Annotated in this window: 21 protein-coding genes; 7 read left to right on the top strand and 14 right to left on the bottom strand. The window is 67.3% G+C overall.

The genetic code is table 11. From position 1 onward, the window contains the following. Nucleotides 1–16: 16 nt before the first annotated feature. From Q8S38_RS01310 to Q8S38_RS01290, 5 genes are all read right to left on the bottom strand, one after another. A complete protein-coding gene (locus Q8S38_RS01310; protein WP_305678606.1) occupies nt 17–352 on the bottom strand; it encodes a hypothetical protein in 336 nt (111 codons plus the stop codon). Further along, the gene (locus Q8S38_RS01305) at nt 352–1,443 is read right to left on the bottom strand and encodes an IS5 family transposase (protein ID WP_305678605.1); all 1,092 of its coding nucleotides are present in this window, start codon (nt 1,441–1,443) and stop codon (nt 352–354) included. The genes Q8S38_RS01310 and Q8S38_RS01305 overlap by 1 nt, the downstream gene beginning before the upstream one ends. Nucleotides 1,444–1,520: 77 nt before the next feature. Beyond that, nucleotides 1,521–2,864, bottom strand: coding sequence for an ATP-binding protein (locus Q8S38_RS01300; protein ID WP_305678613.1), 1,344 nt, complete (start codon nt 2,862–2,864; stop codon nt 1,521–1,523). Nucleotides 2,865–2,974: 110 nt separating this feature from the next. Further along, on the bottom strand, nt 2,975–3,700 hold the full coding sequence (locus Q8S38_RS01295; RefSeq protein ID WP_305678604.1) for a response regulator: 726 nt from the start codon (nt 3,698–3,700) through the stop codon (nt 2,975–2,977). 85 nt (nt 3,701–3,785) lie between these two features. Continuing rightward, nucleotides 3,786–4,295 carry a MarR family winged helix-turn-helix transcriptional regulator gene (locus Q8S38_RS01290; protein ID WP_305678603.1) on the bottom strand — a complete coding sequence of 170 codons (510 nt, stop codon included), beginning with the start codon at nt 4,293–4,295 and terminating at the stop codon, nt 3,786–3,788. A 199-nt stretch (nt 4,296–4,494) separates the two neighbouring features. Between Q8S38_RS01290 and Q8S38_RS01285 the strand changes: the two genes are divergently transcribed. Next, nucleotides 4,495–5,382: a branched-chain amino acid aminotransferase gene (locus Q8S38_RS01285; RefSeq protein WP_305678602.1), complete on the top strand. Its 888-nt coding sequence runs from the start codon at nt 4,495–4,497 to the stop codon at nt 5,380–5,382. Between the two features lie 85 nt (nt 5,383–5,467). On the opposite strand, the gene Q8S38_RS01280 is transcribed toward Q8S38_RS01285, so the two are convergent. The 5 genes from Q8S38_RS01280 to uvrC form a co-directional block, all read right to left on the bottom strand. Continuing rightward, nucleotides 5,468–6,544, bottom strand: a complete 1,077-nt coding sequence (locus tag Q8S38_RS01280; RefSeq protein WP_305678601.1) for a DUF1176 domain-containing protein — start codon at nt 6,542–6,544, stop codon at nt 5,468–5,470. Further along, a complete protein-coding gene (locus Q8S38_RS01275) occupies nt 6,522–6,977 on the bottom strand; it encodes a molybdenum cofactor biosynthesis protein MoaE (RefSeq protein WP_305678600.1) in 456 nt (151 codons plus the stop codon). Before Q8S38_RS01275 ends, Q8S38_RS01280 begins: the two co-directional genes overlap by 23 nt. Before the next feature lie 153 nt (nt 6,978–7,130). After that, entirely contained in the window at nt 7,131–7,430 is a 300-nt protein-coding gene (gene moaD, locus Q8S38_RS01270) for a molybdopterin converting factor subunit 1 (RefSeq protein ID WP_305678599.1), read from the bottom strand. Further along, nucleotides 7,427–8,038 carry a CDP-diacylglycerol--glycerol-3-phosphate 3-phosphatidyltransferase gene (pgsA, locus tag Q8S38_RS01265; RefSeq protein ID WP_305678598.1) on the bottom strand — a complete coding sequence of 204 codons (612 nt, stop codon included), beginning with the start codon at nt 8,036–8,038 and terminating at the stop codon, nt 7,427–7,429. The genes moaD and pgsA overlap by 4 nt, the downstream gene beginning before the upstream one ends. Nucleotides 8,039–8,105: 67 nt before the next feature. After that, nucleotides 8,106–10,226 carry an excinuclease ABC subunit UvrC gene (gene uvrC, locus Q8S38_RS01260; protein ID WP_305678612.1) on the bottom strand — a complete coding sequence of 707 codons (2,121 nt, stop codon included), beginning with the start codon at nt 10,224–10,226 and terminating at the stop codon, nt 8,106–8,108. A 77-nt stretch (nt 10,227–10,303) separates the two neighbouring features. Here uvrC and Q8S38_RS01255 point away from each other — a divergent pair, with 77 nt between their 5' ends. Both Q8S38_RS01255 and Q8S38_RS01250 read left to right on the top strand, forming a co-directional pair. Beyond that, on the top strand, nt 10,304–10,912 hold the full coding sequence (locus Q8S38_RS01255) for a chloramphenicol phosphotransferase CPT family protein (RefSeq protein WP_305678597.1): 609 nt from the start codon (nt 10,304–10,306) through the stop codon (nt 10,910–10,912). Between the two features lie 105 nt (nt 10,913–11,017). Continuing rightward, nucleotides 11,018–12,034 (top strand): NADP-dependent oxidoreductase, encoded by a 1,017-nt coding sequence (locus Q8S38_RS01250; protein WP_371125812.1) that lies wholly within the window; start codon nt 11,018–11,020, stop codon nt 12,032–12,034. A 9-nt stretch (nt 12,035–12,043) separates the two neighbouring features. On the opposite strand, the gene Q8S38_RS01245 is transcribed toward Q8S38_RS01250, so the two are convergent. Continuing rightward, nucleotides 12,044–12,463 (bottom strand): type II toxin-antitoxin system VapC family toxin, encoded by a 420-nt coding sequence (locus tag Q8S38_RS01245; protein WP_305678595.1) that lies wholly within the window; start codon nt 12,461–12,463, stop codon nt 12,044–12,046. Further along, complete coding sequence (locus Q8S38_RS01240) at nt 12,460–12,699, bottom strand: FitA-like ribbon-helix-helix domain-containing protein (protein ID WP_305678594.1); 240 nt, start codon at nt 12,697–12,699, stop codon at nt 12,460–12,462. Before Q8S38_RS01240 ends, Q8S38_RS01245 begins: the two co-directional genes overlap by 4 nt. 143 nt (nt 12,700–12,842) lie before the next feature. On the opposite strand from Q8S38_RS01240, the gene lgt reads away from it, so the two are divergent. From lgt to pgeF, 3 genes are read left to right on the top strand one after another with little or no spacing between them, the layout of a single operon-like run. After that, complete coding sequence (lgt, locus tag Q8S38_RS01235; protein ID WP_305678593.1) at nt 12,843–13,682, top strand: prolipoprotein diacylglyceryl transferase; 840 nt, start codon at nt 12,843–12,845, stop codon at nt 13,680–13,682. Further along, entirely contained in the window at nt 13,679–14,776 is a 1,098-nt protein-coding gene (locus Q8S38_RS01230) for a class I SAM-dependent methyltransferase (RefSeq protein ID WP_305678592.1), read from the top strand. Before lgt ends, Q8S38_RS01230 begins: the two co-directional genes overlap by 4 nt. A 34-nt stretch (nt 14,777–14,810) precedes the next feature. After that, a complete protein-coding gene (gene pgeF / locus Q8S38_RS01225; protein ID WP_305678611.1) occupies nt 14,811–15,575 on the top strand; it encodes a peptidoglycan editing factor PgeF in 765 nt (254 codons plus the stop codon). 3 nt (nt 15,576–15,578) lie between these two features. Here the strand turns inward: pgeF and Q8S38_RS01220 are convergent, their stop codons facing one another. Further along, complete coding sequence (locus Q8S38_RS01220; protein ID WP_305678591.1) at nt 15,579–15,872, bottom strand: type II toxin-antitoxin system RelE/ParE family toxin; 294 nt, start codon at nt 15,870–15,872, stop codon at nt 15,579–15,581. Then, nucleotides 15,869–16,120 (bottom strand): type II toxin-antitoxin system ParD family antitoxin, encoded by a 252-nt coding sequence (locus Q8S38_RS01215; protein ID WP_305678610.1) that lies wholly within the window; start codon nt 16,118–16,120, stop codon nt 15,869–15,871. The genes Q8S38_RS01220 and Q8S38_RS01215 overlap by 4 nt, the downstream gene beginning before the upstream one ends. A 127-nt stretch (nt 16,121–16,247) precedes the next feature. Between Q8S38_RS01215 and Q8S38_RS01210 the strand changes: the two genes are divergently transcribed. Further along, entirely contained in the window at nt 16,248–16,877 is a 630-nt protein-coding gene (locus Q8S38_RS01210; RefSeq protein WP_305678590.1) for a 2-hydroxychromene-2-carboxylate isomerase, read from the top strand. The last annotated feature ends 2 nt before the right edge of the window (nt 16,878–16,879 follow it).

Here is a 16,879-nt window from a genome sequence, read left to right as displayed (position 1 = left end):
CAGGCTGTTGAAGAAGTCAGACGCGTTCGCAGACGAAGCCTGACTCGTCGCCGTTGTGGATGTAGAAGTGCCCGACGAGGCGGCCGGCGGTGCCGATTGCGGCCCATCCGCAACCGCAGGCGGGATCATTCTCGTCGTGTCCCTCCCACGAGAACTCCGCGCAGGCGGAACCGTCTCGTGCACCGTAGCGGACGTCGAGGAAGCCCTTGAGCGCGCCGAAGGCGATCGCCGCGCCCTTAAACGTGAGGTGCGCCTCCTCGACAAGGTCGAGGAACTCATTGTCCCAGGTGTCCATCTCGACGATGCGCCAACGGCCGGCGAAGGCTTTGGCGAAGGCGGGGACCCTGGCCATCAGCCGGTCTCCGTCATCAACTTGGGCAGCCGCACGAGATTGTAGGCGGCGGCCGCGAAGGTGAAGGCCCATCCGACACGGTCGCGACCGCGGAACTTCGTCTTGTCCTGCCCGGCAACCGTCTTGATCCAGCCGAACGCCTCCTCGATGCGCTTCCTGATGCGCTGGCTGGCGGCATAGCCGCCGTGCCGGGTCGTGCGGCCGTCGATCGCCGATCGTCGGCCGCTGGTGTTCCGCGCCACGTGCGGCGTCACCTTCATCGAGCGCAACTCGTTGACGAAGTCCTCCGTGTCGTAAGCTTTGTCGGCGCCGAGTGTGATCCGCCGGGGCCGATCGGCCAAAGGCTCGATCATGTGCAGCGCCGCCACCCGTTCGGCATGTCCGTCGGCGAAGGTCAGGCAGGCATCGACCAGAAGGCCATGGCGGTTCTCCATCAGACCATGCCCCATGAAGCACAGCTTCGCCTCCTTGCCTTTGCCCTTCTTGTAGAGCCTCGCGTCGGGGTCGGTCGTCGAGGCATGCGTGTCATTGCTCCGCTTCTGGCCGTGGAAATCGGCTTCGGCGTTGCGCCCGCCGGCCCGGGCTGGCGGCTCGGCCGGACCATCTTTCGGCCTGACGCTCTTCATCGACGCCCAGGCCTCGATCAATGTGCCATCCACCGAGAAGTGATCGCTCGACAGGAGCCGCTTGACCCTGGGCTGGGCCAGAACAGCTGCCAGGAACTTCGCGGCGATGTCACCTTCCAGCAGCCTGTCGCGGTTCTTGGAGAACGTCGAGTGGTCCCATGCGGGATCGTCCACGCCGATGCCGACGAACCAACGGAACAGAAGATCGTATTCCAGCCGCTCCATCAGGAGCCGCTCCGAGCGGATCGAATAGAGCGCCTGAAGAAGCATCGCCCGCAGCAGCTTCTCCGGCGGGATCGACGGCCGCCCGATCGGAGAATAGAGCGCCGCAAACTCGCCTTTCAGCGCGCCGAGTGCCTCGTTCACGATCGCCCGGACCACCCGCAGCGGATGGTCGCGCCGAACCCGCGCTTCAAGATCGACGTAGCTGAAAAGCTCGCCCGTCCGATTGTCGTCACCGCGCATGCAGAGATATCCGAAACCCTTCGAAGACAATGAATCACGCCGAATGCCCTGCGGCGAGCGGGTTTTTCAACAGCCTGCTAAACCGGCAGCCGCACCGTCGCCCGCAGCCCCCCCAGCGGCGAATCCGCCAGGATGATGTCGCCGCCATGGGCGCGGGCGATGTCGCGGGCGATGGCGAGCCCTAAGCCCGTGCCGCCGGAATCGACGTTGCGGGCCTCGTCGAGGCGGAAGAAGGGGCGGAAGACGTCCTCGCGCTGGTCCTGCGGGATGCCGGGGCCGTCATCGTCGATCATCACGATCAGGTAGCGCGCATCATGGGTGGCGCGGATGGCGATGCGGTCGCCATAGCGGGCGGCGTTGGAGACGAGGTTCGTCATCAGCCGGCGGAAGGCATCGGGCCGGACCACGACCAGCGGGTCGCCGACCACGGTGAGTTCGGTCTGGTGGCCCTGGCGCTCGGCGTCCGATTTCAGCTCCTCGAGCAGGCCGCGGATGTCGGTCTCGACGGCCGTCTCGCCGGCATCGCCGCGGGCGAAGGCGAGATAGTCCTCGAGCATGCGGGCCATCTCGTCGACGTCCTTCTCCAGCGCCTCGATCTCGGAGGAGCGCTCGAGCAAGGCGAGCGACAGCTTGAAGCGGGTCAGGATGGTGCGCAGATCGTGGCTGACGCCGTTGAGCATGGTGGTGCGCTCGCCGACCGCGCGCTCGACGCGGCGCTTCATCTCGATGAAGGCGTTGCCGGCGCGGCGAACCTCGCGGGCGCCGCGCGGCCGAAACTCGGCGTCGCGGCCCTTGCCGAAGGCCTCGGCCGCATCGGCGAGCTTGAGGATCGGGCGGATCTGGTTGCGCAGGAACAGAACCGCGATGGTCAGGAGGATCAGCGAGGTGCCGAGCATCCAGAGCAGGAAGATGTGGCTGTTGCTGGCATAAGCCGAGTTCCGCCGCGTCAGGATGCGCATCACGTCCCGGTCGAGCTTGACGCGGATCTCGATCAGGCTGGAGCGGCCGACCGTGTCGAGCCAGAAGGGGCGGGCGACCTGCTGGGCGAGCTCGGCCGAGAGCGCGCTGTCGAGCAGCGAGAAGAAGGGGCGCGGCCCCGGCGGCGGCAGATCGGTGTTGGGGATGATGTCGATGTCCATGCCCAGCCGATCGGCCGCGATGCGCGAGAGCACGCTGGTGTCGGCATCCTGTGGATAGCTCTCATAGACGTCGATCATCGCGGCGATGTCGGCCGAGACGGCCGAGGACAGGCGCTGCGTCACGGTCTGCCAGTGCCGCTCCATGAAGACATAGGCGATGACCGACTGCAGCAGCACCACCGGCGCGATGACGATGACGAGCGCGCGCGGATAGAGGCCCTTGGGCATATAGCGCGCGATGACATGCAGCGGCCGGCCGGCGAACCGCAGCACGGGCTTCAGGCGGTTGTTGAGGTCGCGCCGCCAGCGCTGGGCGACCGTGGCCAGGCGGCCCCATCCCGCACCGATCGTCTGCGCCACCCCGTTGCGACGCCTGCCGGGTTCGAGCGGGGTCACGTCCTGTCCGTGACGAGGCGGTAGCCGACACCGCGTACGGTCTGGAGATAGAGCGGATCGGCGGGGTCGCGTTCGATCTTGCGGCGCAGCCGGTTCATCTGGACATCGACGGTGCGGTCGTTGGCGGCCGTGCCCTGCGCCGCGAGCTCCTCGCGGGGCACGACCTCGCCCGCGCGCTCGGCCAGAGCGGTGAGGATCTCGCGCTCGCGCTCGGTCAGCCTGATCGGCTCCTCGTCCTTGCGCAATTCGCCACGCGACAGCCCGTAGAGAAACGGGCCGAAGCGGACGAAATCGGGCCTTGCCGCCTGCGCCGGCTCGGCCGCCATCGTGCGCTTGAGGATGTTGCCGAGGCGCAGCAGCAGTTCGCGCGGCTCGAAGGGTTTGGCCAGATAGTCGTCGACGCCGATCTCGAGGCCGTTGATGCGGTCCTTGCCATCGGCGCGGGCGGTCAGCATCAGGATCGGTACGGCCGAGTCGACGCGGAAGCGGCGGGCGAAGTCGAAGCCGTTTTCGCCTGGCATCATGATGTCGAGCACGATCGCGTCGAAGACGAGGCGGGCGAGCCGCAGATCGGCCTCGGCGGCATTGGCCGCCGTGGTGACGCGATAGCCGTTATCGCCCAGAAAACGCGCCAGCAGCTCGCGCAGGCGGCGGTCGTCATCGACCACGAGGATGTGGGGGGCTTCGTCGGGAAGCGGCTTGCGCGCCGGCTGTGCGGCCATCTGTGTTGCGCCTTCTGTCTTGCCTTCGTCCGGCTCGCCGTGGTCTGCGGCGCCTCGGTCAGGACCTTGGTCGCCGTGGCGACCCTTACCGCGGTGCGGCGAGGAAGCCCTGCACCTTGTGGCGTTCGGAGGGATCGATCAACCCCGCGAGATAGAGCGCGACGGTCTGCGCCGCGCCGGGCGCGAGATCCCCGAGCGCAGCGTTGATCCGCCTCGCCTGCAGGCGCACGAGGCGCAAGGCGAGATCCTGCCCCGCCGGGGTGGCGTGGAGATGACGCTGGCGCTTGTCCTGGACGCCGGTGCGCTGCTCGACGAAGCCGGTCTCGACCAGTTCCTTGAGGACGCGGTTGAGGCTTTGCTTGGTGATCTTCAGGATGTCGAGCAGTTCGGCGATGGTCAGGCCCGGGCGGCGCAGGACGAAATGCAGCACGCGGTGATGGGCGCGGCCGAAACCGTACTCGGCCAGGATCAGGTCGGGGCCGCCGACGAAGTCGCGATAGGCGAAGAACAGGAGCTCGACGAGGTCGTAGGGCACGGCCTCGCCCGTCGCGGCGGGCCCGGCTGCGTCGTCGGGTCGGGGCTGCGTCGGGGCCATCGCATCCGTCCTGAAATTTATGTCAGTGATGTTGACATATCTCAGACGCAAGATTACCGGTCAAGCGCGCTGGGCGACGGATTATGTCGCCAGACGATGTTGCAGCGCAGTATAATTCCGATCTTCGCCCCTCCCGCCATGGTGACGGTGTCAGGGCGCGGCGGATCGGCAGGCCCGGTCGTGCCAAGAGGAGCACCCCATGTCAGTCATTCCTTTCGACCAGCGCGACGGCGTCATCTGGTTCGACGGCAAGCTCGTGCCCTGGAAGGACGCCAAGATCCACGTACTGACCCATGGGCTGCATTACGGCTCCTGCGTGTTCGAGGGCGAGCGCGCCTATGACGGCGTGATCTACAAGGGCACCGAGCACTCGCAGCGCTTCCATAAGTCGGCCGAGATCATGGATTTCACGATCCCCTGGTCGGTCGCCGAACTGGATGCGGCGAAGGAACTTTGCCTCAAGGAGAACGGGCTCAAGGACGCCTATATCCGCCCGGTCGCGTGGCGCGGCTCGGAGATGATGGCGGTGTCGGGCCTCAACAACACGATCCATACCGCGATCGCGGTCTGGGAGTGGCCGAGCATGTTCGACATGGCCCAGAAACTGAAGGGCGTGCGCCTCGACGTCGCCGCCTATCGCCGGCCGGACCCGGCCTGCGCGCCGGTCCACGCCAAGGCGGCGGGGCTCTACATGATCTGCTCGCTCTCCAAGCACAAGGCGGAGCGTGCGGGCTATGCGGACGCGATGATGCTCGACTGGGAAGGCAACGTCGCCGAATGCACCGGCGCCAACATCTTCTTCATCAAGGATGGCGTGATTCACACGCCCCTGGCCGACCGCTTCCTGAACGGCATCACCCGCCAGTCTGTGATCGATCTCTGCCGCCAGCGCGGCTTCGAGGTCGTCGAGCGGCGGATCCTTCCCGAGGAGCTGGAAGGCTTCAACGAGTGCTTCATCACCGGCTCGGCGGCGGAGGTGACGCTGGTCTCCGAGATCGGCCCCTATTCCTTCGTCACCGGCAATATGGGCAAGGTGATCATGGAGGATTACTCCGACGCCGTGCGGTCGAAGCCGAAGGCGGCGTGAATGTAGGCCGTCATGCCCGGGCTTGACCCGGGCATCTCAGGCAGGAGATTCTCGGGTCTGCGCTTCGCTTCGCCCGAGAATGACGCTAGTTCGCAGCCGTGCCGACGCTCCGAAACAGCGTGATCCAGTCGTCGCCCGGGATCAGGCGGCATTCGCTCATCGCTATGAAGCCGAGCATGACGAAGCGCGTGCCGTTCCAGCCATAGGAGCCCGAGGCGCCGCAATCGCCGATGCCGCGGCCCTTGGCGTAGAAGCTCACCTGACCCGTCTCGGGGTCGAAATCGGCGTTGACCAGTTCGTTGGCGGGGCTGTTGCCGCTGCCCTCGAAGGCGGCGGGCTTCGCCTTGGCGACATCGCGGCCCGTGACCAGCCAGAACTGACTGTTGACGTTGTAGGCGCCGCGCGAACAGGCGACGACGACCAGCCGGGTCGAATCGTCCAGTGGGAACGCCCCATCGGAACCGTCGGATATCTCCTCGCAGGAGTTGGGCTCGCGCCGGTTCAGCTCGGTGCGCATCGCCTTGACCAGCGCCGCAGCCTGGATCGACGCCAGTGCCTGGCCCGAGGCTGGTTTGCTCGCGATCACGGGTAAGGCGGGGGCAGATGGGGCCGTGCCGGCCGTGCCTTTCCGGATCAGGGCGGTCGGCGTGTTCAGCCGGCCCTGCCGCTCGTCGATCCAGAGCATGGAAGCAACCGAGCCGGCGAGGGAGATCGTGAAGCTTCGCGCATCGACCCGTGCCGTCAGCACCGTCGCCTTGCGCGCGGCCGCGATCAGCGCTTCGGCCTCCGCGGGGGCGATCACGATCTCGGCCACTTCGCCATTGATGCTGGTGGCGGGCAAACGACGGCCGGTGGCGGGAAAGGCTGCGCCATCCAGCACCAGTTCGATGTCGAAGCGGGGTTTCAGCTTTTGCGTTCGCAGCTTCAGAGCGAGCGTAGGGGCGGAGTCCGGGCCGGCGGCGCGGTCAAGACGCAGGAAAGCGACCTCGTCATCGGTCTCCCTCGGCAGCGAGAGCGCGGTGCAATTTCGCGTGTTGTCGCAGCCGGCGATCCAGTCGCGAAAAGTCTTCATCTCGCCCATCTGTGCCTGGGCCGACACGGTCAGCCCCAGCATCAGCGCGCACGCGATCACACTGGCTTCAACTCCAGCGCGCGGCGGCATCGTCATCTTCCTGCTTGGCCTCGACCCAGCCGCCGGTCGTGCCGTCGGCGAGGTGCTCGCGCTTCCAGAACGGCGCGCGGGTCTTGAGATAGTCCATCATGAAATCCGCCGCTTCGAAGGCGGCGCGGCGATGCGCTGACGTCGCGATCACCAGCACGATCTGCTCGCCTGGTGCGACGAGCCCGTAGCGGTGGATGGCGAGCAGGCCCATCAGCGGCCAGCGCGCGGCGGCTGTCTCCGCGACGCGGGCGATCTCGGCTTCCGCCATGCCGGGATAATGCTCGAGTTCGAGGGCCGCCAGCGTGCCGCCCTCGTCCCGGCACAGGCCGGTGAAGCTGACCACGGCGCCGATGTCGCGGCGGCCGGCCGAGAGCGCGGCGATCTCGGCGGCGAGGTCGAAATCCTCACGCTGGATGCGGATGGTCGGCGTCATGCCGCCCTCTGTCTTTCCGGGGCCGCGCGCAGCGCGGAACCCGGAATCCATGACCCGGTGAGCCAGGACTGCGCCATGTCACGGGCTGAGCCCGGTCGTGGGTTCCGGGTTCGCGCCTTCGGCGCGCCCCGGAATGACAGAGGGGCGGTCATCTCAACCGCCCGTCATCGGCGGGAAGAAGGCGATCTCGCGGGCGCCGTCCAGGTGCGCGCCCGGCTTGACGTGGCTCTGGTCGATGGCCGCGCGCACCAGCGTCTCGTCGGCGAAGGCGGCGGCGTAGCCTTCGTCGCGGGTTTTCAGCCAGCGCACCAGATCGAGCACGGTATTGACGCCGGCGGGCAGCTCGACCTGCTCATCGGCGAGCCCGACACGCTCACGCACCCAGGCGAAATAGACCAGTCGGACGCTGCGCGGGACAGCCGCCGCGGCGGAGGGGGCGGGAGCCTGCGTCATGAGCCGCGCGCGTCCTCGTCGACCATGTGGCGGATGCCGGCGTTGAAGTAATCCCAGCCGGTGTAGATGGTCAGGCCGGCCGCGATCCAGAGCATCACGATGCCGATCTCGGAGTTATAGGGCAGAACCTTGTCGCCCGCCGGGCCGGCGACGAGGAAACCCAGCGCCAGCAGCTGCGCCGTGGTCTTCCATTTGGCGACCTTGCTGACGGGCACGCTGACCTTCAGCTCGGCCAGGAACTCGCGCAAGCCCGAAACGAGGATCTCGCGGCAGAGGATGACGATCGCCGCCCAGATCGCCCAGCCCTTGATCGTCTCGGTATGGACGAGCATCAGCAGCAGGGCGCAGACCAGGAGCTTGTCGGCGATGGGGTCGAGCATGCGGCCGATCGCCGATTGCTGGCTCCAGGCCCTCGCAATCCAGCCGTCGAGATAATCCGTCACCGCCGCCGCGACATAGACCGCGAGCGCGATCCAGCGGACCCAATCGTCCTTGGGCCAGAACAACAGCCCGACCACGGCCGGAATCGCCAGGATTCGGCCGTAGGTGAGCAGGTTCGGCAGGGACCATGGTCCGCGCCGGCGGATGGCATCTGGAAGAATCGTCACGGGCATCACCAAAGCAGCCGGGTTGTGACAGCGTCAACACGCAATGAGGCGACTTTGCAGGTCGGCGTCAGCCATCGTGAAAATAATCATGCACCGCCTGGGCCGTGGCGGCATTGACGCCGGGGGTGCGCATGAGATCGTCGAGCTTGGCGCGCTTGATCGCCTTGACCGTGCCGAAGTGCAACAGCAGCGCCCGTTTCCGCGACGGGCCGATGCCCGGGATCTCGTCGAGCGGGTTCTTCATCGTGTCCTTCTTGCGCCGCGCGCGATGCGTGCCGATGGCGAAGCGATGCGCCTCGTCGCGCAGGCGCTGGATGAAGTACAGCGCCGGATCGCGCGGCTGCAGCTTGAAGGGCTCGCGGCCCGCCATGTGGAAGGTCTCGCGCATGGCGTTGCGATCCTCGCCCTTGGCGATGGCCACCAGCGGAATGTCCTGCGCGCCGAGCTCGGCCATGATCCGACGCGCGGCCTCGAACTGGCCCTTGCCGCCGTCGACGATGACGAGGTCGGGGCGGGCGGGGAAGCTGTCGTCGTCGGGTTCGGCGGTTGCCGGAACAGGCGCTTCCCTTCCCGCTTGTGGGGAAGGGAGAGGGATGGGGGTGGTGCCGCCTGTCGGGGGCTCGCCGAGCGGCGCGACCCCCACCTCCAACTCCTCCTCACAAGGGGGAGGAGAGCCGGTCGCGGTCCCCGCTTCCTTCGCCAGCCTTGCGAAGCGCCGCTGCAGCACCTCGCGCATCATGCCGAAATCGTCGCCGGCGATGGTGTCGGTGGAGATGTTGAAGGTGCGGTAATGGCTCTTCATGAAGCCGTCCCGGCCCGCGACGACCATGCCGCCGACGGCGTTCGTGCCCATGATGTGCGAGTTGTCGTAGACCTCGACGCGGCGCGGCGATTTTGCGAGCCCGAAGGCGGCGCCGAGCGCCGCCAGCAGCGAGGTCTGGCCGGCATTGTCGGCGAGCTTGCGCGAGAGCGCCTCGCGGGCGTTCTTGCGGGCCATCTCGACGAGATCGACGCGCTCGCCGCGCTTGGGATGGGCGACCTCGACCTTGCGGCCGGCGCGGGCCGACAGCGCCTGCGTGATCAGGTCGATCTCCGCCAGTTCATGCGAAAGCAGCACGAGGCGCGGCGGCGGCTTGTCGTCGTAGAACTGGGTCACGACCGAGGCCAGCACCTCCGCCGGCGTCAGGCTGCGGTCGGCGCGCGGGAAGAGGGCGCGGTTGCCCCAATTCTGCTTGTTGCGGAAGAAGAAGATCTCGACGCAGAACTGCCCGGCCTGCTCGTCGATGGCGAAGACATCCGCCTCCTCGACGCCTTGCGTGTTGATGTCCTGCCCGGCCTGCACGGCCGAGAGCGCCGCCAGCCGGTCGCGATAGCGCGCCGCCTTCTCGAATTCGAGCTCCTCGGCCGCCTCCTGCATCCGGGTCGAGAGCAGCTGCTTCACGTTGGAGGAGCGGCCCGAGAGGAAGTCGCGCGCCTGCGAGGCCAGCGCCTGGTAGTCGGGAATCGCGATCTCGCCCGTGCAGGGGCCGGCGCAGCGCTTGATCTGGAAGAGCAGGCAGGGGCGCGTGCGGTTCTCGTAGAAGGAATCGGTGCAGGAGCGCAGCAGAAAGGCCTTCTGCAGCGCGTCGATCGTCCGCTCCACCGCCCAGACCGAGGCGAAGGGGCCGAAATAATCGCCCTTGCGCTGGCGCGAGCCCCGATGCTTGGCGATCTGCGGCGCCTCGTGGTCCCCGCTCAGCAGGATGTAGGGGAAGCTCTTGTCGTCGCGCAGCAGCACATTGTAGCGCGGCCGCAACTGCTTGATCAGGTTGGATTCGAGCAGCAGCGCCTCGGTTTCCGTCCCCGTGGTGACGAACTCCATATTCGCCGTCTCGGCGATCATCCGGGCGACCGCATTGGTGTGGGCCATGCCCCGCGCATAGGCCGTGACCCGGTTCTTCAGGTTCTTGGCCTTGCCGACATAGAGAACCTCGCCGGCGGTATCGAACATCCGGTAGACGCCGGGCTTGTTGGGCAGATGCTTGGCGAAGCCGGCGATGACCTCGATGCCGTGCTTCAGCGCGCCGGGCGCGGTCTCGCCGAGATCGAGCGCAGGGGTGGGGAAGGCCTCCTCGGCCTCGGGCTCGATGGCGGGCCCGGTGTCCGGCAGGTCGGGTTCGGGCGGATGCTGGGTCGGTTCGCGATTCATCGGCTGCATGTAGGATGTGCCGGGCGTTTCGTCATGTCAGGAGCGTACCCCTGCGGTCGAGACGGAGTGTTGGGCGCATGTCGGCTGAGAATGTGGTGCCAGCCGGGCAGATGATCCTGCTCAACGGGGCCTCGTCGAGCGGCAAGTCGTCGCTCGCGAGAGCCGTTCAGGCGAAGATCGACCGGCCTTTCTGGCACATTTCGATCGATCATCTGCGTGATTCCGGCGTGCTGCCCTCTGCCCGCATCAAGAACGGCGAGTTCGCCTGGCGCGCGATGCGGGAGCCGTTCTTCATCGGCTTCGAGCAGTCGCTGCTGGCCTATCTTCGGGCCGGAAACAGCCTGATCGTCGAGCACATCATGGAGAGCGAAGCCTGGCTGCACCGGCTCGTCGGCACTCTGGCGGGACAGGACGTCTTTTTCGTCGGCGTGCATTGCGATCTGGCGGAGCTGGAGCGGCGGGAGTTGGCGCGCGGCGACCGACCCGTCGGCGATGCCCGGCGCGATTTCTTCCAGATCCACGACTACTGCCTCTACGATTTCGAGGTCGATAGCCTGATCGCACCGGAGCGAAACGCCGCCGCCCTCATCGCGGCCTGGCAGGCTCGCGGCCGACCCTCCGCCTTCGAGCGTCTGACGGCGCGTGGCGAAGCGGGGCGCGGCGGATCGGTCGAATCAGATTCATGACGCGCCTATCGGGGCCTTAAAGCGATCCCCGGCGCTGTCCTTGGGGGCGGGGCGTTCCCATATGAACGGCAACGCCTCTGCCATTCTCCATTCAGGATGTCCCCCGTGCCCAAAGCCGATCATCTGCGCATCGCCCTGGCCTCGCGTCCCGAGGGGCGCCCTGCGCCGGACAACTTTCGGCTTGAGCGGGCGCCGATCCCGACTCCCGGCGAAGGCGAGGTGCTGCTGAAGATCCTCTATCTCTCGCTCGACCCCTATATGCGCGGGCGGATGAGCGCGGCGAAGAGCTACGCCGCGCCGACCGAGATCGGCGCCGTCATGGAAGGCGGCACCGTCGCCGAGGTGCTGGAGAGCCGCCATCCCGGCTTTGCGGCGGGCGACATCGCGCTATCCTTTTCCGGCTGGCAGTCGCATGCGCTGGCGAAGGGCGATCAGCTGCGCAAGCTCGATCCGGCTGCCGCGCCGGTGACGACGGCGCTCGGCGTGTTGGGTATGCCGGGCTTCACCGCCTATGCGGGCTTGCTGACGATCGGCCAGCCGAAGACCGGCGAGACCGTCGTCGTCGCGGCCGCCAGCGGCCCTGTCGGTTCGGCGGTGGGGCAGATCGCGCGGATCAAGGGTGCACGGGCTGTGGGCATCGCGGGCGGGCCGGAGAAATGTGCGGTGGTGCGCGACAGCTTCGGCTTCGACGCCGTGATTGATCACAAGGCGCCGGATTTCGCGGCGCAGCTCGCGGCGGCCTGCCCGGATGGGATCGACGTCTATTTCGAGAATGTCGGCGGCAAGGTCTGGGACGGGGTGTTCCCGCTGCTGAACACCTTTGCGCGCATCCCGGTCTGCGGGCTGGTCGCGCAGTACAACGCCACCGGCGCCTTCGAGGGGCCCGACCGCCTGCCGGTGCTGATGCGGCAGGTCCTGTCCAAGAGTCTGCTGATCCGCGGCTTCATCCAGCGTGAATTCATCGCTCAGCGGCCCGATTTCGAGCGCGCGATGGCGGCCTGGATCGCCAGCGGGGCGGTGAAGTACAAGGAAGACATCGTCGAGGGGCTGGAACGGGCGCCAGAGGCCTTCATCGGGCTGCTCGAGGGCGGCAATTTCGGCAAGCTGATCGTGAAGCTGTGATGTGTCGGGTCAGGCGGTCCAGGGGTTGATCACCGCCAGGCCCGCTGCCGCGAAAGGAGCGGTGTCGCGTGTCGCCACGGTCAGGCGATGGGCGAGCGCGATGGCGGCGATGTAGCCGTCGACCGTCGCGATGGCTTTTCCGGTCGCGCGGCCATGCGCCCGGAGCTGCGCATAGGCCTCGGCGGCCGCCGTGTCGAAGGGCAGAATGCGACCTTCGAAAACAGGCAGGACGCGACTGCGGAGAACGTCTTCGAGCGAATGCTTGCGCCGGCCATTCGGGAGGACTGCGATACCCCAGAGCAGTTCGGCCACCGTCACCGCAGACAGATAGAGACTGTCCGTCGGCTGTCGATCAAGCCAGGCTTTCACATTCGGGTGTCCGCCTGGCTTCGAGGCTTCCGACACGACGTTTGTGTCGAGCAGGATCATTCGAAGCTCACCGGCTCTGAGATCGTCTTGTCACGCAGGCCCTCGGTATCGAAGCCCCCGGTTTCGCGGCCGATCTCGGCGAGCAGCGAGCCGAGCTTGATGCGCGGCGCCGGATTGACCGCGGCGTCGAGGATATGACGGATCTCGGCTTCGGTGCTGCGGCCATGGCGCGCGGCCCGGATCTTGAGAGCCCGATGCGTCTCGTCGGACAGCTTGCGAACGGTGACTGACGGCATGGCGAGCCTCCTCTTTCGGTCCGAGATGATATCACTATGATGGCGATGCCATCAATCGTGGTGAGCGGCGCGCGGCCACCCCACTTGACCTCGCGGCGTTGCGGTGACCATCACCACCCGCCCGCCATCCGGACGCTTTGCCCATGCCAACCTTCGCCATCGCCTTCCCGGTGATCGACCCGGTCGCGCTGCAGCTCGGGCCGCTCTCGGTCAAATGGTATGGGCTGGCCTATGTCGTCGGCCTGCTTGGCGGCTGGTGGTATGCGCGCCGGCTGGTCGCGGCCGAGCCGCTCTGGGCGGGGCGTGCCCGGCCCAAGGTCGAGGAACTCGACGACATGCTGCTCTTCGTCGCGCTCGGCGTCGTGCTCGGCGGGCGGCTCGGCTTCGTGCTGTTCTACGATCTGGCGCGCTATCTCGATCGGCCGCAGGACATCCTGGCGATCTGGCAGGGCGGCATGTCCTTCCATGGCGGGCTGATCGGCGCAGCGACCGGCCTGTGGCTGTTCGCGCGGCGGCGCGGCTATCCGGCGCTGGCGGTGTTCGACATCGCCGCCGCCGTTGTGCCGATCGGGCTGTTCCTCGGGCGCATCGCCAATTTCATCAATGCCGAGTTGTGGGGCCGGCCGGCGCCGGGTGTGCCCTGGGCGATGGTGTTTCCGGGCGGCGGGCCGCTGCCGCGCCATCCGAGCCAACTCTACGAGGCGCTGGGCGAGGGGCTGTTGCTGTTCATCCTGCTGGCGCTGCTGGTGCGGGCCGGCGGGCTGAAGCGGCCCGGCCTCGTCGCCGGCGTGTTCGGGATGGGCTATGCGGTGGCGCGCATCGTCTGCGAGTTCTTCCGCGAGCCCGATCCGCAGCTCGGCTTCCTGTTCGGGGCCTCGGTCGATGCGCTCTCGGGCGGCATCACGATGGGCATGCTGCTCTCGCTGCCGCTGTTCGCGGCGGGGCTCTTTCTCGTGCTGCGCGCCCGTCGGGAGGCCGTGTGAGCGCGCTGAAGGCGGAGCTGATCCGCCTGATCGCGGAGGAAGGCCCGCTTCCCGTCTCGCGCTTCATGGCGCTGTGCCTGGGCCATCCACGCTATGGCTACTACATGACGCGCGATCCCTTCGGTGGGCAGGGCGACTTCACCACCGCGCCGGAGATCAGCCAGATGTTCGGCGAGATGATCGGCCTCTGGGCGGCCCATCTCTGGCAGGCGATGGGCTCGCCTTCGCGCTTCGCCCTGATCGAGATCGGTCCCGGACGCGGCACGCTGATGGCGGACATGCTGCGCGCGACGCGAATCGTGCCGGGGTTTCACGCGGCGGCAGCGGTGCATCTGGTCGAGACCAGCCCGGTGCTGCGCGAGATTCAGGCCGCGACGCTTGCCGGCAAGGCTGAACCGGTCTGGCACGAGCGGGTCGAGACCGCGCTGGAGGGCACCGCGATCATCGTCGCCAACGAATTGCTCGACGCGCTCCCGATCGACCAATTCGTGATGACGCAACAGGGCTGGCACGAGCGCATGGTCGGGCTGGACGAGGAGGGGCGCCTTGCGTTCGGGCTGGCCGCAACCGCTTCAGACGGGGCGGGGCCCGCGACGGCGCCGCCCGGCGCGGTGCTCGAGCAGCCGCTGGCGGCCATGTCGCTGGTGTCGGGCGTCGCATCGCATCTGGCGCGTCATGGTGGCGGGGCGCTCTTGATCGACTATGGCTCGCTGCAATCAGGCTTCGGCGACACGCTGCAGGCGATGCATCGGCACGCTTTCGTCGATCCGCTGGACGAGCCCGGCGAGGCGGATGTCACCGTCCATGTCGATTTCGCCCGTATGGCGCAGGCGGCGCTGCGGGCCAGTGCCGCGACGCACGGGCCCGTCCGGCAAGCGGATTTTCTGCTGGCGCTGGGCCTGGCCGAGCGGGCGCAGGCCTTGTCGAGAAAGGCGACGCCGGAGCAAGCGGCGTCGATCAACTCGGCCTTCGACCGGCTGACCGAACGGGGCGTCACTGGCATGGGCGATCTGTTCAAGGTTCTCGCGGTCTCGCATCCGGGCCTGCCGCCCTTGCCCGGATTTGACCTTCATCGCCTGCCAGAGCAGGGCTGACATGAGCTGCACCTCGCTGAAACCGGACGACACGATGTTCATCACCTCCCCCGATCTTGCCGCCGAGCCTGGCATCCGCCACGCCTTCTTCACGCGCGAGGGCGGCGTTTCGACCGGGATCTACGCCTCGCTCAATGGTGGGCTCGGATCCTCCGACGATGCGGCGGCCATCGCCGAGAATCGCAGGCGGATGGCGGCGCATCTGGCGGTCGAGCCGTCGCATCTCGTCAGCCTCTATCAGGTGCATTCGGCCGATGTGGAGATCGTCGGCGGCCCCTGGCAGGGCGAGCGTCCGAAGGCCGACGCCATGGTCAGCGCTGCGCCCGGCGTCGCGCTGGGTGTCTCGACCGCCGATTGCGGGCCGATCCTCTTCGCCGACAGCGAGGCGCGCGTCATCGGCGCCGCGCATGCGGGCTGGAAGGGGGCGTTCTCGGGAATCGTCGCCTCGACCGTGACCGCGATGGAGAAGCTCGGCGCGCGGCGCGAGCGCATCCTCGCGGTGCTGGGGCCGACGATCAGTGCGAAGGCCTATGAGGTCGGACCGGAATTCGTCGAGCGCTTCAAGGCGCAGAACGCGACCTATGCGCGCTTCTTCACGGCGTCCGAGCGCGCCGCGCATGCGATGTTCGACCTGCCGGCCTTCATCGGTCTGCGGGCGCAGGAAGCCGGCATCGGGCGCTTCCTCGATCTGTCACTCTGCACCTATGGCGATGAAGAGCGCTTCTTCAGCTATCGCCGGACGACGCATCGCGGCGAGCCGGATTACGGGCGGCTGATCTCGGCGATCACGCTGGTTTAACCATCACTTCAGGTGCCGAACGACGTCCCTGCTCTGGTGCAGGATGCGAACGATCTCGATGCGGTCGCAAGTCTTGCGGTAGAAGACGACATGAGATCCGACGGGGAATCTTCTGTGGTCTCGTTTGATCTCGTCGCAGGCCGGCCCCATGTCGGGTGTCTCAGCAAGATGCTCGACCGCCCGCTGAATGCGGCGGAGATAAACGTTCGCTTGCGATCGGCCCCATTCGCGTTCGGAAAATGCGGATATGTCCTTCAGATCGGCGCTGGCGCGGCGACGGAGGATGTACCGCTTCAAGCGTGCTCCCCCGCCTTTTTTGTTTCCGCTTCGATGAAGGCATCGAAGTCGAACTCTTCATCGAAACCACTCGCCTCGCCCTCGTCGAGCGCGGCGCGCAGGGCGGCGATCCGGGCCTCCTGATCCTCGAGCAGGCGCAGGCCAGCCCGCACGACCTCGCTGGCGGAGCCGTAGCGACCCTTCTCGACCTCCGATTCGATGAAGCTGACGAAATGGTCGCTGAGGCTGATCGAGGTGTTCTTGCCCATGGCCTGACCCGAGACGTTACCAAGATCGAGTATAACGCTGCTCGCCAACCCTGTCATGCGTGGCTGCGGCTTTCCTCGATTTCGCGGGCCGCTATCGTGCGTGTCCTCGCCGAGCCGAAAGACGCCCATGCCCCGCGCCATCGACTACTATTTCTCGCTGCACTCGCCCTGGACTTATCTGGGGCACGCGACCTTCCTCGACATCGCCAAGCGCCATGGCTGCATGATCGTCTATCGGCCGGTGCCGCTGCGGGCGGTCTTCGACGAGACGGGCGGCCTGCCGTTGCCGAAGCGCCATCCGGTGCGCCAGCGCTACCGGCTGATGGACCTGCAGCGCTGGCGCGAGCGCCGCAACGTGCCGCTGGTGCTGCAGCCGAAGCATTTTCCGTTCGATCCCTCGCTCGCCGACCGCTTCCTGATCGCGATCGTGCAGGCAGGCGGGGATCCGGGCCGCTTCATGGGCGAGATCATGGCCGGCGTCTGGTCGCGCAACGAGGACATGACGCAGCCCGGGGCGGTGGCCCGGGTGGCCCAGTCCTGCGGCTTCGATGCGCAGGCTCTGGCGCTCGTGGCCGACAGCGAAGCGGTGGTGCAAAGCTATGAGGGCACTATCGCGGCTGCGATCGCCGCCGGTGTCTTCGGCGCGCCGAGCTATGTGCTCGATGGCGAGGTGTTCTGGGGGCAGGACCGGCTCGAACTGCTCGACAGCGCGCTCGCCAGTGGCCGGGCGCCCTACCGACCGGATCCGGACGCCTGATC

Origin of the sequence: Allobosea sp. (genome assembly GCF_030695125.1) — a bacterium.
GTDB lineage: Bacteria > Pseudomonadota > Alphaproteobacteria > Rhizobiales > Beijerinckiaceae > Allobosea.
This window is presented reverse-complemented; position numbering and strand designations above follow the sequence as displayed.

Excerpts from the sequence above, each read along its gene's own strand:
- lgt (WP_305678593.1), top strand. The coding sequence starts at position 12,843 with ATGCCAACCTTCGCCATCGCCTTCCCGGTGATCGACCCGGTCGCGCTG.
- Q8S38_RS01255 (WP_305678597.1), top strand. The coding sequence starts at position 10,304 with ATGTCGGCTGAGAATGTGGTGCCAGCCGGGCAGATGATCCTGCTCAAC.
- Q8S38_RS01245 (WP_305678595.1), bottom strand. The coding sequence starts at position 12,463 with ATGATCCTGCTCGACACAAACGTCGTGTCGGAAGCCTCGAAGCCAGGC.
- pgeF (WP_305678611.1), top strand. The coding sequence starts at position 14,811 with ATGTTCATCACCTCCCCCGATCTTGCCGCCGAGCCTGGCATCCGCCAC.
- uvrC (WP_305678612.1), bottom strand. The coding sequence starts at position 10,226 with ATGAATCGCGAACCGACCCAGCATCCGCCCGAACCCGACCTGCCGGAC.
- Q8S38_RS01210 (WP_305678590.1), top strand. The coding sequence starts at position 16,248 with ATGCCCCGCGCCATCGACTACTATTTCTCGCTGCACTCGCCCTGGACT.
- moaD (WP_305678599.1), bottom strand. The coding sequence starts at position 7,430 with ATGACGCAGGCTCCCGCCCCCTCCGCCGCGGCGGCTGTCCCGCGCAGC.
- Q8S38_RS01280 (WP_305678601.1), bottom strand. The coding sequence starts at position 6,544 with ATGCCGCCGCGCGCTGGAGTTGAAGCCAGTGTGATCGCGTGCGCGCTG.
- Q8S38_RS01240 (WP_305678594.1), bottom strand. The coding sequence starts at position 12,699 with ATGCCGTCAGTCACCGTTCGCAAGCTGTCCGACGAGACGCATCGGGCT.
- Q8S38_RS01310 (WP_305678606.1), bottom strand. The coding sequence starts at position 352 with ATGGCCAGGGTCCCCGCCTTCGCCAAAGCCTTCGCCGGCCGTTGGCGC.
- Q8S38_RS01275 (WP_305678600.1), bottom strand. The coding sequence starts at position 6,977 with ATGACGCCGACCATCCGCATCCAGCGTGAGGATTTCGACCTCGCCGCC.
- Q8S38_RS01295 (WP_305678604.1), bottom strand. The coding sequence starts at position 3,700 with ATGGCCGCACAGCCGGCGCGCAAGCCGCTTCCCGACGAAGCCCCCCAC.
- Q8S38_RS01290 (WP_305678603.1), bottom strand. The coding sequence starts at position 4,295 with ATGGCCCCGACGCAGCCCCGACCCGACGACGCAGCCGGGCCCGCCGCG.
- Q8S38_RS01285 (WP_305678602.1), top strand. The coding sequence starts at position 4,495 with ATGTCAGTCATTCCTTTCGACCAGCGCGACGGCGTCATCTGGTTCGAC.
- Q8S38_RS01215 (WP_305678610.1), bottom strand. The coding sequence starts at position 16,120 with ATGGGCAAGAACACCTCGATCAGCCTCAGCGACCATTTCGTCAGCTTC.
- Q8S38_RS01305 (WP_305678605.1), bottom strand. The coding sequence starts at position 1,443 with ATGCGCGGTGACGACAATCGGACGGGCGAGCTTTTCAGCTACGTCGAT.